Annotated in this window: 11 protein-coding genes; 9 read left to right on the top strand and 2 right to left on the bottom strand. The window is 50.9% G+C overall.

Annotated features, from left to right (window positions below):
* Positions 1-6: 6 nt before the first annotated feature.
* The 9 genes from AB2U10_RS01250 to AB2U10_RS01210 all read left to right on the top strand — a co-directional run bounded on the left by AB2U10_RS01250 (position 7) and on the right by AB2U10_RS01210 (position 7,125).
* Positions 7-483: a Na+/H+ antiporter subunit E gene (locus AB2U10_RS01250; RefSeq protein ID WP_367914534.1), complete on the top strand. Its 477-nt coding sequence runs from the start codon at positions 7-9 to the stop codon at positions 481-483.
* The gene (locus tag AB2U10_RS01245) at positions 480-746 is read left to right on the top strand and encodes a cation:proton antiporter (RefSeq protein WP_367914535.1); all 267 of its coding nucleotides are present in this window, start codon (positions 480-482) and stop codon (positions 744-746) included. Before AB2U10_RS01250 ends, AB2U10_RS01245 begins: the two co-directional genes overlap by 4 nt.
* Positions 747-782: 36 nt before the next feature.
* The gene (gene mnhG / locus AB2U10_RS01240; RefSeq protein ID WP_367914536.1) at positions 783-1,136 is read left to right on the top strand and encodes a monovalent cation/H(+) antiporter subunit G; all 354 of its coding nucleotides are present in this window, start codon (positions 783-785) and stop codon (positions 1,134-1,136) included.
* A gap of 182 nt (positions 1,137-1,318) precedes the next feature.
* Positions 1,319-2,509 (top strand): OmpA family protein, encoded by a 1,191-nt coding sequence (locus AB2U10_RS01235; protein ID WP_367914537.1) that lies wholly within the window; start codon positions 1,319-1,321, stop codon positions 2,507-2,509.
* A 129-nt stretch (positions 2,510-2,638) separates the two neighbouring features.
* Positions 2,639-3,556 carry an ABC transporter permease gene (locus tag AB2U10_RS01230; RefSeq protein ID WP_367914538.1) on the top strand — a complete coding sequence of 306 codons (918 nt, stop codon included), beginning with the start codon at positions 2,639-2,641 and terminating at the stop codon, positions 3,554-3,556.
* Entirely contained in the window at positions 3,553-4,503 is a 951-nt protein-coding gene (locus AB2U10_RS01225; RefSeq protein ID WP_367914539.1) for an iron chelate uptake ABC transporter family permease subunit, read from the top strand. Before AB2U10_RS01230 ends, AB2U10_RS01225 begins: the two co-directional genes overlap by 4 nt.
* Positions 4,500-5,255 (top strand): iron ABC transporter ATP-binding protein, encoded by a 756-nt coding sequence (locus tag AB2U10_RS01220; RefSeq protein WP_367914540.1) that lies wholly within the window; start codon positions 4,500-4,502, stop codon positions 5,253-5,255. Before AB2U10_RS01225 ends, AB2U10_RS01220 begins: the two co-directional genes overlap by 4 nt.
* Before the next feature lie 101 nt (positions 5,256-5,356).
* Positions 5,357-6,283 (top strand): siderophore ABC transporter substrate-binding protein, encoded by a 927-nt coding sequence (locus tag AB2U10_RS01215; protein ID WP_367914541.1) that lies wholly within the window; start codon positions 5,357-5,359, stop codon positions 6,281-6,283.
* 38 nt (positions 6,284-6,321) lie between these two features.
* Positions 6,322-7,125 carry a siderophore-interacting protein gene (locus AB2U10_RS01210; protein ID WP_367914542.1) on the top strand — a complete coding sequence of 268 codons (804 nt, stop codon included), beginning with the start codon at positions 6,322-6,324 and terminating at the stop codon, positions 7,123-7,125.
* Positions 7,126-7,129: 4 nt separating this feature from the next.
* Here AB2U10_RS01210 and AB2U10_RS01205 read toward each other — a convergent pair whose 3' ends face one another.
* Complete coding sequence (locus AB2U10_RS01205) at positions 7,130-7,963, bottom strand: outer membrane beta-barrel protein (protein ID WP_367914543.1); 834 nt, start codon at positions 7,961-7,963, stop codon at positions 7,130-7,132.
* 9 nt (positions 7,964-7,972) lie between these two features.
* Entirely contained in the window at positions 7,973-16,207 is an 8,235-nt protein-coding gene (locus tag AB2U10_RS01200) for an MBG domain-containing protein (protein WP_367914544.1), read from the bottom strand.
* Between the last annotated feature and the right edge of the window lie 102 nt (positions 16,208-16,309).

The following is a 16,309-nucleotide window of genomic DNA, read 5'->3' as shown; positions in this document are numbered from 1 at the left end:
ACAGCTATGATCAAACAATTTTTAATGAACCTGCTGCTGGCCTTTATCTGGGTGGCATTGACAGGGGCTTTATATTACTCCAATTTCCTGTTTGGTTTCCTGATCGGGTTTGCTATTCTTTGGGTGATGAACAGGGCGGAAGAAGACCAGCGCTACTTTACACGGGTACCCAAGACCATCTACCTCATCTTTTATTTTCTTTATGAGATGATCAAGGCCAATATACAGGTAGCATACGATGTAATCACTCCCAAATACTTTTTTAAGCCGGGCATTGTGAAATATCCCATGAGCGCCCGTACCGACCTGGAGATCAACCTGCTTTCCACGGCTATCTCCCTGACCCCCGGTACGCTGATCCTGGATATCAGTGAAGACAAAAAAACGCTCTATATTCATGTTATGTACCTGAAAGATAAGCGTTCTTTTATAAAGCAAACCAAAAACGGCATTGAACGCCGGTTACTTGAAATATTAAGATGAATTTAAATAACTACCTGGACTACGTGATTTTACCGCTCTTGTCGGTGTCCATGATGCTAACGTTTATCCGTTTTGTCAGGGGGCCGCGGGTGGTTGACCGGGTGATTGCCCTTGACCTGATCATCACCATCGGTATTGCTTTTATTACCGTATTCAGTATCCGCTCCGGTAAGGAGCTGTTTCTGGATGTAGCCATGATCCTGGCGCTGATTGCTTTTTTGGGTACTGTGGCATTTTCCTATTACCTCGAAAAGAAAACATGAAAACAGAAGTAACCACCCGGAACTAATTTTATCCTTATGAAAGAGATTATCCTGATATTGTTTTGTACCATAGGAACGCTGGCCATTCTGTTTGCCTCTATCGGTATACTGCGGATGCCTGACTTTTTCCTGCGGCTTTCGGTAACGGTAAAAGCCTCTACACTGGGGGTAGGATTTCTGCTTACCGCTGCGGCTATGGTATTTCCCGAAGTATTTGTGACCACCAAAGCCATTGCCATCGGATTTTTCCTGCTGCTGACCACCCCGGTGGCTGCCCACATGATCGGCAGAGTGTCTTATTTGTCGGGAATTGCCCTGTGGAAAGGTACCGAGCTGGATGAGCTGGACGGTATGTACGATGAAGAGCACAACCTGAAAAGTGAGCATTAACGAAAAGAAGGTGCCCGAAAAACTACGCCCTGAGACCTACCTAAAAATAAATAAAGCCGCTGTTGCATAATCATTATAATATAATTGTTTATTTTGAGCGTTACTTTTCTTTAATTCGCACGTCAGAATAATAGAGCGTTGGTTAAACATACCTTACAATTCGTTAAACATACTTTAAGTTAATGGACATACTGCAACTTGTAAAGGGGCAGCTGACAACAGCCGCTATTTCGCGAATCAGTGATTTCCTCGAAGAGGATACGGCGGATATTATCTCAGGCCTGTCTGCCGGTTTGCCAGCTATATTGGCTGGATTTATGAGAAAAGCTTCTACTATTCAGGGGGCAGGTGATCTGCTGACCCTGATTAACAATGACACTCACAGTAAAGAATTCGGCGGTGATCTTGCAGAATCGTTCAGAAACGGGCAGGCGGCAGGAATGATTTCTTCGGGCGGTAAAATACTCCGGTCCGTATTCGGAGATAAGTTAGGTATGCTGGAAGACCTGATAGGGAATATTTCCGGTATTAAAGCCAACTCTTCCGCCCTTTTGGGCCTGGCAACGTCCCTGCTAACGGGAGTGCTGGGTAAAAAAGTGAAGGAAGAAGGATTGGGGGTTTCGGGTTTTGCCTCGCTGCTGATGAAGCAGAAAGAAGCGGTAAAAGAAGTGCTCCCGGCCGGTATAGGCAGTATTTTAAGTGTAGATTCGCTGGGGAACTTTGCAGGAGACATGAATGCGAAATATGTTCCCGGAAAAGGAGAAGGAAAAGGTATACCGGGCGGATTGCTGCCCTGGCTGCTCCTGGCACTGCTTATTCTCGGCGGATTGTATTTCTGGAAAAGCTGCCAGAACAAAGCTTCGGAAGTAGCTACGGTAGCCGAAGATTCAACAGAGACCCTAAGCGACAGCGCGGAAGCCATGATCCTGAAAACGCTTTCAACGGGCGTGCACCTGAGCTTTCCCGAGCAGTCTATTGAAAATGAGCTTATCAGCTTTATAGAAAATAAAGAGAAGCCGGTAGATAAAGAAACCTGGTTCAACTTCCGTAAGCTAACATTTGAGTCAGGAAGCGCCGTAATTGATTCTTCCTCGGAAAAAGAAGTGGATAATATTGCCGAGATTCTGAAGGCATATCCCCAGGTAAGCATCAAAGTGGGCGGCTATACCGATAACACCGGTTCAAACGAAGTAAATACCCGCCTGTCAGCAGAACGTGCCGCTAACGTGGTGGCCGAGCTGATCCAAAGAGGCATTTCATCTGACCGGCTGGAATCAGAAGGGTACGGACCGCTGCACCCGGTAGCCGATAACGCTACCGAAGAAGGCCGGAACCAGAACCGCAGGATCGCAGTGCGTGTAACAGCAAAATAAATAATACGTCTACAGGAAATGCAGCCGCTTAAATCAATAAGCGGCTGCATTTTTTGTTTTCGTAATTATCCCTTATTTTTGCCTGTTATTTAGATTTAGTATAAATTGAAGATTGCGGGGTATCTTATAGTGCTTATTCTGGTTGCATGCGTTTCCGTATTCATCGGGGTAAAAGATATTTCCATAACTGATATTTTTCACCCTGACGACGAGGAGATGCTGATCCTGACGGTCAGTCGTATACCGCGGACCCTCTCGCTCATCCTGGCAGGGATAGGTTTAAGCATATCGGGCCTGATTCTTCAGCAGATTACGCAGAACAAGTTTGTATCCCCCACCACAGCCGGTACACTGGATGCCGCCAAGCTGGGCCTGCTGATCGCTTTTCTCTGGATGCCGCAGAGCGGTCTGCTTAACCGGGCCCTCATGGCTTTCGTTTTTACTTTTGCCGCCAGCCTGGTGTTTCTGAACATAACTGACCGTATCCGGTACCGGAACATCATATTTGTCCCGTTGGTGGGGATCATATTCGGTAACATTCTCAGCTCGGTCACTTCGTTCTTTGCCTACCGTTACAATATCGTACAAAATGTCAATGCCTGGCTGGTGGGTGATTTCTCGTCGGTGCTGAAAGGCAATTACGAAGTGCTGTTTTTTTCGGTACCGGCTATCCTGGTCACCTACCTGTACGCCAACCGGTTTACAGTGGCGGGCATGGGAGAGGCTTTTTCGAAGAACCTGGGCCTGAATTACCGGCAGGTGGTAAATACCGGCTTATTTTGTGTGTCGCTTACCGTTAGCGTGGTAGTCATCACCGTAGGGGTTATCCCTTTTCTGGGCCTGGTGGTACCCAATATCATAAGCCTGGTGTACGGTGACAACCTGCGCAAAACACTGCCCTATACGGCGCTTTTCGGTGCTCTTTTTTTACTGGTCTGCGATATTGCCGGCCGGCTGGTGATGTTTCCCTTTGAGGTGCCCATCGGGGTAGTGGTAGGTATTGCAGGCGGAGTGCTGTTTCTCATTTTACTTTTCAGAAAGCGATGAAAAAGCACGGCATCTCCCTCGTTCTCCTGGCGATATTTACCCTGTTGCTGGTCGGCTTATTTCTTTTTCATGACCTGACCGGGAACCGGGATTACGTGCTGGAAAGACGGGCCTGGAAGGTGGCCGCCCTGCTGCTGGTGGCCTGGAGCATCGGCTATTCATCGGTGGTGTTTCAGACCCTCACCGGGAACCGGATACTTACACCCTCCATCATGGGTTTTGAGGCGGTATACCTTCTGTTCCAAAGCATTATTGTATTCCTGTACGGCGATAAGACCTTCCGGGTGCTGACCGAATCACGGAATTTCGGGTGGTCGGTGCTGATGATGCTGGGATTTGCGGTGCTGATCTATCTTTTCGTGTTCCGGCGGGAGAAGAACAACATGTACTTCCTGCTGCTCACGGGACTGATCCTGGGTACGCTTTTTTCCACGCTGAGCTCGTTTGTCCAGATGCTGCTTGATCCGAACGAGTTTTCACTGGTGGAGGCCCGCATTTTTGCCTCTTTCAATAAGATGAATACTTCTCTGATTAGCTATGCGGCCGGGGCAGGGGGGCTGATGCTGGTACTGGCGGTCAGGTACCATAAATACCTCGATGTGCTGGCATTGGGCAGGGAGCAGGCTATTAACCTGGGCGTCAATTACAACCGGGTGGTAGCGGTCTTTTTATTCATTATTTCGGTGCTGGTTTCGGTGTCTACGGCGCTGGTGGGCCCGATCACGTTTTTCGGAATCCTGGTAACCAACCTGACCTATGAGCTGTTCAAAACCCACCGGCACTCGGTGCTGTTGCCGGCCTGCGGGCTTATATCCTGCATTACGCTGGTGGCGGGACAGCTGATGGTGGAGCGTGTGTTTAACATGAGCACCACCATCAGCATACTGATCAATTTTATCGGTGGAGCGTACTTTCTGTACATCCTTTTAACGGCGAAGAAGCTATGATAGAAGTAAAAGACATATCGCGGTCTTACGGGGAGAATGTCATTCTCGATGGAATATCGTTGCGTATACCCCGGGGAAAGGTCACTTCGTTGATTGGCAGTAACGGGGCGGGCAAAAGCACGCTGTTATCCATTATCAGCCGGTTGCTGAAGCAAAACGGGGGTACGGTGCTGCTGGATTCGCGCGATATCGAAGCGTATAAGACCCGTATCCTAGCCCAGCATTTGTCTATCCTGAAGCAGGCCAATTTTATAGACCTCCGGCTAACGGTAAGAGAGCTGGTGAGCTTCGGGCGTTTCCCGTATTCACAGGGCCGCCTGACGGCTGCCGACGAGGAAAAAATAGACGAGGCGATCGGTTACCTGAACCTGCAAGACATTGCCGGGCAGTATATGGATGAGCTCAGCGGCGGACAGAAGCAACGGGCTTTCCTGGCCATGGTGGTGGCCCAGGACACCGACTATATCCTGCTGGATGAGCCCCTGAATAACCTGGATATGAAGCATGCCGTACAGATCATGAAAACCCTGCGGAGGCTCTGCGATGAAAAAGGGAAGACCATCGTGATGGTGATCCACGACATCAATTTTGCCTCGCAGTATTCTGATTTTATCGTAGCGCTGAAAGACAGCCGGGTTGCCTTTTTTGATGAGGTAGATAAGGTAATCGTGCCCGAAGTGCTGCAGAGCGTGTTTGATATGGATTTTAGAATTGTGGAAACAGACGGGAAAAGAATTTGTAATTATTATTGATCATAGCCATAAGCTGTCAGCTGACCGCTTTCAGAAACGGATCTCATCGTTAATGAACAGAACGGATGGCTGACCGCAGAGGGCTGAAAACTGTTGTAAAGATGAAAAATATCGTAAAAATTTCGATGCTGGCTTTAGCCATTGCTTTAACGGCCTGTAATAAAGGAACCTCTGACGGAACCACCGGCGGAGATACAATTACCCTGATTCATGAGCTGGATACCGTACAAGTGAAGCATAACCCCACACGGGTAGTGGCCCTGGATTACGTGAGCCTGGAAAACCTGGATGTGCTGGGGATAAAAGTGCTGGGAGTTCCGAAAGAGCATTTACCACACCACCTTGCCCGATACGGGGATGACCCGGAAGTGGTTGACCTGGGGTCGGTAAAAGAGGTGAATTTCGAAAAGCTGGCCGCCCTGAACCCGGAAGTGATTTTCATGTCGGAAAGGCTGGAAAGCTCCTATCCCGAACTGAAAAAAATTGCACCGGTGGTGTATATCCGGATTGACCAGGAGAATTTCCTGGATTCGTTCAGGGACAAGACCCGGTATTTCGGCACGATCTTCGGAAAGGAAAAAGAAGTGGATGCGGAGCTCAGCCGGATCGACGATAAAATTAAGGCCGCACGGGAGAAAATTGAAGTTGCTCCAGGAAAAGGACTGGTTACCCTGTACAACGGTGGTAAATTCAGTGCCTACGGCCGGCATTCCCGTTTCGGTTTTATCCACGAAGCGCTGGGCGTGAAGGAAGCCGTGGAAAACATAGAAGTATCAAGACACGGACAGCCCGTTTCAAGCGAGTTTATCCAGCAGACCAACCCCGATTATCTCTTTGTAATAGACCGGGGTGCTGTGGTCAACAAAAAAGCGGCTGAGAAGTCGGAGATCGAGAATGTGCTGGTACAGAAAACCAATGCCTATAAAAACGGGAAGATCGTTTACCTTAACCCCGAGATCTGGTACCTGGCCGGCGGCGGAATAACCTCTGTCAACGCTATGATTGACGAGGTAGTTGCGGCATTTTAATAGCCGGCCGGAATCCCATCACTCAAAACAGGAATACGATGAAACCCAGGATCATTAAACATGTTTTACGGCTGAAACGGAAAGCGTATATCACTCCGCACCTGATACGGGTAACCCTTGAAGGCGATGCTGTAACGGAATACAAAGACTGTACGTTAGGAAACAACAACAAGATCTTTATTCCCCCTGCCGGGGTGAAAGAGGTGCATTTCCCGGAGTACAACGAAGAGCTGGAGATCTGGCTTCACCCGGAACCGCACCTGGTGCCCGCGGTAAGAACGTATACCCACCGGGCCATTGACCTGGTGAAAAAGGAAATGGTCATTGATTTTGTACATCATGGCGAAAACGGCCCGGCCTCGCGCTGGGCCATTCATGCGCAGCCCGGCGACGAGCTGGGCGTGGCCATGAAAGCGGTGGAGAAAGAACTGTTCCCGCGTACAGACCATTACCTGCTGGCGGGCGATGCTACGGCACTACCGGTGCTGAGCTGCATCCTGGAATCCCTGCCGGCTCGGGTCTCCGGTGTATGTGTGCTGGAAGTGCATGGCCCCGAAGATGAGCTACCGGTACATACCCGGGCAGACATCCGCTTCATCTGGCTGCATAACCCGCACCCGGAAGAAGGCAGCCGGCTGGCAGCTACGGTCAGGGAGCTGGAATTGCCGGTGGAGAATCGCTTTGCCTATATAGCAGCCGAGTACCGTACGGTCAAAGAGCTGCGGGAGCACCTGAGGGAGCACCGCTGGACCAAAGAAGAGTTTTATGCCTTTTCTTACTGGAAAGCCGGCGTGGCCGAAGATCAGTCGGCCCGGGATCGCCGGGCTGAACGGGAAAGATAAGGATTTAATTCAGGACGAATCTTAGCTTTATTCCGAAAGAAACCAGGTTCAGCTTCCGGGCCCAGGGGCTGCCGTCTCCGTTCAGGGAGTTGGCCACCGGCTGGTAGGAGAACCGGGTGGGTGTATCGGTCATGTACCGGATAACCGCCGACCGCTCACCTGCTTTCAGGATATTGTTCAGCCCGTAATCGGCATAGGCGCCTATATAGGCCAGGAAGCCGTTATGCCGCTTGATGCCGGTTTCTCCCGACAGCAGAAAGGCCGTTTTTGTCGTGAAATCATTTTTACCGGAGCGGCGGTCGGTCCACTGGCCGAAACCCATAAAGGCGGGGTCAGCCAGCTCAACGTTCCATTCGGGATAATACCCCGTGGTGACCAGGGAAGGTATTTCTGCCTGGTAGCTGGCCTGGATATTATAGGCTACCTTGCCTCCCATGTTCATGTACCAGGAAGTATTCGAATGACCCGTTTCAAACTGAATATTCAGCGGTACGGCAAGATAAAAAGCACGCTGGCTTTCCCGGTAGTTTTGTGCTTCATACCGGAATTCAAAGGAGCTTCCTTCCGCATCACGGGCGTCTGAGCTGCCGCTAAGCCGGTCAAGGCTTACCCGGGAATGGTAGACCTCGAGCTCAGCTCCGCTACCCACCGACCAGCGTTGTGAAAAATAGTACCGGTATCCTAATCCGGCCAAGCCGCCCGCGTTAAAAGAAGATCCGGCATTGTACTGCAGGAGAGAGGGCCCGCCGCCGGCATAAAAGGAGAATTCGTGGGCGGCCTGTTGCCCGAAAACAGGACTGATTATCCAAAAGAACAGAACGGACAGGTATTTTTTCATGTCTGACATTTACTTTTCAAGAACAAACGGTATGCTTTTACGGGATTTTCCATTGTCATATTGAAGAATATAAGTGCCTGCAGGAATCTCTGCGGGCAGCTTAATTTCAGCCGGGCTTCCTTTCACCACTGACTCCATAACCTGCACACCCGTTGATGTCAGGATCCGCACCCGGGCTTCTCCCGGCTCATTTACTTTGAGATTAAGCTGACCGCCTGCCTGAACGGGGTTAGGAAAAATACCCAGGGAAAATGAGGCATCTGACCGGAACCGGAAGCTGCAGCTGGAGAGCCAGTCGCCCGCAGCTGTTTTCATTCGTACCGTATATACCGCATCTTTGTCTAAGATATCGCTGGCCTGGTTGCCGGCAGAATAGTACTGCCCTGAACCTGCCTTCTCCCCGTTTTTGTACCATTCGTATTCCATGAACGTATATCCGCCGTTGGTTTGCGGGTTATTATTGACCAGGAACAGGTTATTAAACTTCTGAACCCCGATGTCTTCAAAGTTAAACCGTTTCTCTACGATGATGGTATAGGTCAGGGTATTGGTACTGTCCTGCGAGGTGATTACCACGGTTTGCCTGTAAATCCCGGGTTTCGGCACCTCAATGGTTAATGAGCGGCCGGGCACCACAGAAGCGCCTACCTCTGTTTTAAGCAGCGTCTGTACCCGGTCGGTTTCGTCGGCACAATCGATCAGGTAATAGATTTCGGCATCCGGGGTTTCAAAAACCTGCCCGTCAAGGATAACAGTATGCAGCGTGGCATCTGAGCTGTTGATTTTCATTTGCCGGGTGACCGGTTCAGCCGGAAGGTAATTTTCATTGCCCGGCTGGTGAGCCGTTATCGTTACATACCCCGACGTACGGAGCTCCACCCAGCCTTCCGGCGTTACGGTAGCCGGCGGAAGCTCTGCTTCGTAAGCATAGCTGTAAGAGACCGGCAGGCCGGAGGTACTGGTGGCCTCCAGCTGGAAATCGGGGTCATCTTCAAGGTGCTTTAAGACAATTTCTTCAAAAAGGATCTGCTGGGGAGCTTTATGAATGATTAATTCGGCTTCCAGCTCCAGGTCATAGTAGTTCTTCATCTGCACCAGGGCGGTAACCTTGTATGTGCCCGCATTGGTCCGGTTGTTGCCCGTATAGGTAACCCGGGCTCCTTCCGGCGCGCCGTTCACCGATAAGGCGTACGGAGAGCCGTTGTAGGTGTATTCAGCGCCTGGAAAAGAAACGCCCTGGAATCTGGCCTTATCAATAAACAGCGTGACCGTAGCAGACGTTGAAAAGTAGTTTTGGGTTTCGTTGGCCGAAACGGTTATGGTATACGATCCCGCATCGGCATATCCCTGTTGCGGAGTATATGCCAGGTAGGTTTCCGAATGGTTAAGCCAGGCTTGTACCGTTTTTACGGAGCCGTCGTATACGTGCGACTGGAAAGGTTCTGCCCAGATAGCCGCTTGTGCTTTGTGAATAACCAGGTTGGTATACAGCTCCATGTCCTGGTAGTTTTCTTTTTGTATAAGCACTTTTACTGAATAAGTTCCTGCATTGGTTTGCCCGTTTCCATAATATGTTATACTGGACCCTTCCGGTGCTCCCCAGGCATAAATGAAATGGGCAGAGCCGTCGTAAGTGAATTCACCGTTAGAAAGTCCTACACCCTGGAAGGAGGCCTTGCTGATGGTCAGGGTGGCTGTCAGGGTGGAATCCAGGTACTGCGGGCGAGACACCGTGGCGGTTACGGTATAGGTGCCGACCTCAGTTTTGTTGTTATTGGTATAGCTTACCGTGGCCCCGGCCGGCAGGCCTGACACGGCCAGTGCTTTTACGGTGCCATCATAGGTAAAGACAGAGTCGCGAAGGGTGATACCCGACAGGTTGGCTTTCTCGATCACCAGGTTAACGGTATCAGAAGCGGCCAGGTAATTGGCCGTTTCTGAAGCGGAAACGATCACAGGATACGTTCCGACAGCCGTATATCCCTGTTGAGGGGAGTAGCTTATAGGGGTCTCGGTATGATTCACGGAGGCGGTTACATTTTTCACCGTTCCGTCATAAGTGTGCTTCTGGGTTTTGACAGCAGTGATTACCGCTGCGGCCTTGTTAATCTTCAGAACGGCTGTCAGGGTAGAATCCAGGTACTGCGGGCGAGACACCGTGGCGGTTACGGTATAGGTGCCGGCATTGGTTTTGTCGTTATTGGTATAGCTTGCCGTGGCCCCGGCAGGCAGGCCTGATACGGTCAGTGATTTGATGGTTCCGTCGTACGTAAAGGTAGAATCCCGGAAGGTAATGCCCGAGAGATTGGCTTTTTCGATGACGAGGCTGACGGTGTCGGCTACTTTAAGGTAATTGCCTGTTTCTGCCGCAGAAATGATCACAGGATAGGTTCCGACAGCCGTATAGCCCTGCTGGGGCGAATAGGTAAGTGTAGTTTCGGTATGGTTCAGCGAGGCCGCTACGTTTTTCACGGCTCCGTCATAAACGTATTGCTGGGTTTTGACAGCAGTAATTACCGCTGTGGCTTTGTTGATCTTCAGGGTAGCTGTAAGTACAGAATCCCGGTAATTGGTTCGCGATACGGTAGCGGTTACGGTATAGGTGCCGGCATTGGTTTTGTCGTTATTGGTATAGCTTGCCGTGGCCCCGGCGGGAAGCCCGGAAACCGCCAGTGATTTGATGGTTCCGTCGTACGTATAAGTAGAATCCCGGAAGGTAATGCCCGAGAGATTGGCTTTTTCGATGACGAGGCTGACGGTGTCGGCTACTTTAAGGTAATTGGTCGTTTCTGCCGCAGAAATGATCACAGGATAGGCTCCCACAGCCGTATAGCCCTGCTGGGGCGAGTAGGTAAGCGTAGTCTCGGTATGATTCAGCGAAGCCGCTACGTTTTTCACGGCTCCGTCGTAAACGTATTGCTGGGTTTTGGTGGCCGTAATCTGTGCTGCAGCTTTGCGAACGATCAGGGAAGCTGTAAGTACGGAATCCTGGTAGTTGGGACGGGAAACGGTAGCATTGACACTGTAAATGCCCGCATTGATTTTCCCGTTACCGGCATAAACTACGGAAGCGTCAGCGGGCAGGCCCGATACGGCCAGCGATTTTACGGTACCGTCGTATGTAAAGGTAGAATCCCGGAAGGTGATGCCCGAGAGATTGGCTTTTTCAATCACCAGGCTGACGGTATCGGAAACCGCCCGGTAGTTGCCCGTTTCCGTTGCAGAAATAATCACGGGATAGGTTCCGACAGCCGTATAACCCTGCTGGGGTGAATAGGTAAGCGTTGCTTCGGTATGGTTCAGGGAAGCGGTTGCGTTTTTGACCGTTCCATCGTAGATATGCTTCTGGGTGCGGGCAGCGGTAATCTGTGCTGCAGCTTTTTGAACGATCAGGGAAGCCGTAAGCACGGAATCGCGGTAATTGGGACGGGAAACGGTAGCGCTGACCGTATAAATGCCGGCATTGATTTTTCCGTTACCGGCATAATCTACGGAAGCGCCGGCGGGAAGCCCGGAAACCGCCAGTGATTTGGCGGTACCGTCGTACGTAAAGGTAGAATCCCGGAAAGTGATACCCGACAGGCTGGCTTTTTCGATGACGAGGCTGACGGTGTCGGCTGCTTTAAGGTAATTGGCTGTTTCTGTCGCAGAAATAATGACAGGGTAGGTTCCTGCAGCCGTATAGCTCTGCTGTGGAAAGTAGCTGAGCGTAGTTTCGGCATGATTCAGGGAGGCCGTTATGTTTTTGACCGTTCCGTCATACACATGTTTCTGGATTTTAGCGGTGGTGATCACCGCGGTGGCTTTTTGAATAGTCAGGGAAGCCGTAAGTACGGAATCTCGGTAATTGGGGTGCGACACGGTAGCAATGACCGTGTAAATGCCTGCATTGACTTTCCCGTTGCCGGCATAATCTACGGAAGCGCCGGCGGGCAGCCCGGAAACCGCCAGTGATTTGGCGGTACCGTCATAGGTAAAAGAAGAGTCTCGGAAGCTGATACCCGCCAGGTCATTTTTTTCAATCACCAGGCTAACGGTATCAGAAGCGGCCAGGTAGTTGGCCGTTTCTGAAGCGGAAACGATCACAGGATACGTTCCGGCAGCCGTATAGCCCCGTTGGGGAGTAAAGGTTAAGGTAATTTCGGTATGATTCAGCGAAGCATTTACATTTTTGACCGTTCCGTCATACGTGTGCTTCTGGGTTTGGGCAGCGGTAATTACCGCGGCGGCTTTGTTGATTTTCAGGGTAGCGGTTCGTTTTATGGGCAGGCAGTTCCCTGGAGGGGTTATGGTGGCGGTAATCTTGTAGGTTCCGGCGGCGGTGGCTGAATTTCCCTGGCCGGTCTGGTTACCCGGATCGGTAATTTGATAGGAAACCGATGCTCCCTGCAGTATATTTTGCACCGTTATCGCATGCGGAGTGCCGTCGTACACCACGGTACTGTCTTCAAACGTTATGGCACTGTAATCTGCAGGAACACCCTGGAACTCGTAGGCGCCCATATCGATGTTCTTGCTATTTGCAAAATCATACACCCGGGGGTTGCCTGCCAGGTCCACCTTCGAAATGTCGAGGCCGGGGAACAAGGTATTGTCGCCCGAGTTTACGGCCGGTGAGCATGCCAGCAGCGTATAATCCCCGTTTTCGGGATCCGTAAATACATTTACGGGGGCAATGCCTGAAGCATCTATGTTGCCATTGGCAGAGTCTGTATGGCCCTGGATCAGGGAATGCCGGGCTGTATAGCTGCCTTTCACCGTTCCGAAAACCAGGGTATTGTTGAAACCGGGTGTGCCACCTTCAATATCTGCGGCTGTAGCGGCCGTATCTGCGGCCGTATTATGGATAAATGTAACGTTCGTTAGTACGGGGTTCCCGGAAAGGTTGCGCAAGCCCCCTCCCCGGAAGTTGGCATGGTTCTTCTCTATGAGCACATTGGTCAGCTGTAAGTCTGATTTTTGATTGAACAGGGCTCCGCCACCGCTGCCGCTTTCGACCATCGTGGCTGAATTACCCCGGAAGATCACGTTGGTAAACTGTGCTTCCGAAGTGTTGTTGTAGAATCCGCCGCCGTAAGGGGCCTTGTTATTTTCGATAACCGAATTGCCTGCGTCAATCCGGGTATTTTTGATGCTGTAAATTCCGCCGCCTGCATTTGCTGCCGTATTGTCGCTGATGGTTACCCGGGTAAGCTTTAGAGACGTTTCCTGGTTAAATATTCCTCCTCCGCCGAATTGGGTATCACTGGTAGCCTTATTATGACTGATGACTACATCGGTAAGCACCGGACTGCTGTTGTCTATATTATACATTCCTCCACCGCGCAAGGCCTCATTGCGGGTAATGATCACGTTGGAAATCACGGGAGAAGCGCTTACATTGGCCATTCCTGCCCCGCCTCCTGCCGGCAGCTTATTGTTTTTAATCACCAGGTTCCGGAGAACAGGCGAGGCAAAAACGTTAAGTATCCCCGCTCCGAATGTATTTCCTGACGTTTCACCGTTCATGATGGTAAAGCCGTCTAATACAGCAGAGTTGTCCAGCGGGTCAGACGAAGTGTAATCATTCCGGATAATTCCCCGCTGATTCTGCCCGTTTAGAACAGAGCCGCCCGTGCTTTCTGTAGGCAGGATACGGGTGTTGTCCAGCGTACGGATGCCGTGATCGGGGTCGAAACCGCCATAGATCTTCACCTGGTTCTTCATTTTGAAACTACTTCCGGCCGGGGCGTCGTAGTTTCCCGTAGCTACAAAAACCTGTTGTGTTCCTGTGGCTTCAATGGCTTTCTTCAGGTCGCCGGTAGCAGTTTCCCAGCTTTCGCCATTTCCTGAAAAACCTTCCCGTACATAGGCGATACCGTTAGCGCCGGGTGTAACTTCTCCGTTGAAAGCACTTTCGTATGCTCCTGCGTCAATTACCCCTCCTGTGGTATAATTGTAGACCCGGGCATTTCCTGCAAGGTCTTTGGTGTCCCCGTCTAATCCGGTAAACAAGGCATTGCTCCCTTTGTTGATGGCCGGCGATGCAGCCTGTAAGCTGAAGTCACCGGCAGAAGGGTTCGAAAACAAAGGATCTGCCCCCACCAGGTTCTGATCGGCGGCATTGCCGGTAGAATACACCTGTGTGAGGCAGTTCTTCATTGTAACCGGCCCCCAGTCTGCAATGTCGGCTCCTTCTTCGGTGGTGCTTCCCGCTTTTTTATTATCCCAGATAATACAATTGTATAAAGTGGCGCTGGCATCGCCGGCTACACCAAAACCCCCGCCAACCGATATGGAATTACCCACAATCCGGTTTTGGACAATGGTGACGTTGATCAGCAGCGCATGAGAGTAGTCGTTCGTCCACATGCCTCCGCCATACGCGTCAAAAGTGCCGGTCTGATACGCTTCATTATTGTTGATCAGGCAATTTATAAATTGAGGAGAAGACCCGGCGGTATTGTAAACACCGCCACCCTGGCCGTACTCTCCCGCCCGGTTGGAAGCTATAACGGTATGAATGATCACCGGGCTGCTGTTGGTATTGGAGATACCGCCGCCACGTTCTGCCGAATTGTTTCTTATCACCAGGTTGCGCAATGAGGGCGAGGCATAAACATTGTTGATGCCACCCCCACGCCCTCCGCCGTACCGGCCGTTAATAATGCTGAAGCCGTCTAACACGGCCGTATTGTTCATCTTGCTGTCTGCGTCAAATACATTCCAGATTACTGGTCGTGTGTTTTCACCGTTCAGTACGGAACCGTCACCCATGCCTCTGTTGGGCAAAATACGGTTGGAAGAAAGATCGGTGATGCCATGAGCCGGATCAAACCCTCCGAAGATCTCCACGTTGTTTTTCATAGTGAAGCTATTCTCCCCTACATTATAGGTGCCGGTCGCTACAAAAACTTTTTTCACACCCCTGGCATGGATGGCATTGTGCAGATCAGAAGTGGCATTGGCCCAGCTGGAGCCGTTGCCTTCACCGTCCTGGGTAACGTAAATGATCCCGTTGCCATCGGGGGTAAGCGGGCCCTTAAAAGGACTTTCATAAGCGCCCATATCGATCACCCCGTTGGTGGCGTAGTTATGAACTCTCGCATTGCCGGCAAGATCGGTGGTATGGGCATCAAGACCGGCAAACAGGGTATTGTCGCCGGCATCTATTGCCCGGGATCCGTCTTTTAGTGTATAATCACCCGTGCCCGGGTTATTGAAAATATCGGTAAGCAAATAACCGGCAGCATTGAAGTTGCCGTTGGTAAGATCGGTGTTCCCGTTGATGAAAGAGTGTTTTCCGGTATAGGTGGCCGAGACTCCGCGCCGTAGCTTGCCGGCTACGATTGAATTGTTAAACAGAACGGTGCCGTCATAGAGATTGACATCATAAGGGCTGTTGTTGACAAAAGTAACATTGGTAAATACCGATTCTCCGAACGCATGAAAAATACCGCCGCCAGCATTACTGGCCCCGTTTGCCGTATTGTCTGCCACAAGAACGTTGATGTACACGGGCTTACAGTTCATATCGTTGTATATGCCTCCTCCCTGGTAGGCTGACACGTTGGCGGTTATGGCAACCCGGGTCAGTAAGGGGCTTGACCCCATGTCGTTGTAGATACCACCACCGTTGCCCGACGCAGAGTTCCGGGTGATGAATACATCGCTGATGTGCGGCGAGGAATTATAATTGTATATTCCCGCACCCTGGCCCGGGTAGTAGCAGTCATTGTTCCTGATGACCAGGTTCCGGAGCACCGGCGAAGCGTTGATATTCCGGATACCGGCCCCGTGGCTGGAATATCTTCCTTTTGTAATGGTGAAACCGTCTAATACGGCCGACGTGTCCATCGGGCCGCGTCCGCGTTCCGGCATATCGTTCCAGATAACAGGCCTTACATTTTCACCATCCAGTATGGAGCCGACATTCGTATCTTTGTTCGGAAGAATACGGGTGTGGGATAAGCTGGTAATGCTATGGGCCGGATCAAAACCACCGTAGATTTTTACCCCGTTTTTCATCACAAAGCTGGTATTGCCTACCTTATAGGTGCCAATGGCCACAAATACCTTTTTCGCTCCGTCGGCATTGATGGCGTTGTGCAGGCTGGAGGTCGGGCTTCCCCAGCTGCTGCCGTCTCCGCCCCCGTTGGGAGTAACATATACGATACCCTGGGCATCAGGTGTCTGAGCGCCGGCAAAAGGGCTTAACGAAAAAAGAAATACAATAACGGTGAAAAAGAGTCCGGGGTGCTTCATTGATGCACGTATTATCGGTAATTAAGTGGATCAAAATTAGATCACGAAAGGGCAGAGGCCAGCCTGCAGGCTGTCACAAAAACGTCACAACTTTAAGCGAAA

This window comes from Leadbetterella sp. DM7 (assembly GCF_040829825.2).
GTDB lineage: Bacteria > Bacteroidota > Bacteroidia > Cytophagales > Spirosomataceae > Leadbetterella.
The sequence above is the reverse complement of the archived record's forward strand: the minus strand, read 5'-3'. Positions and strand labels throughout refer to the sequence as shown.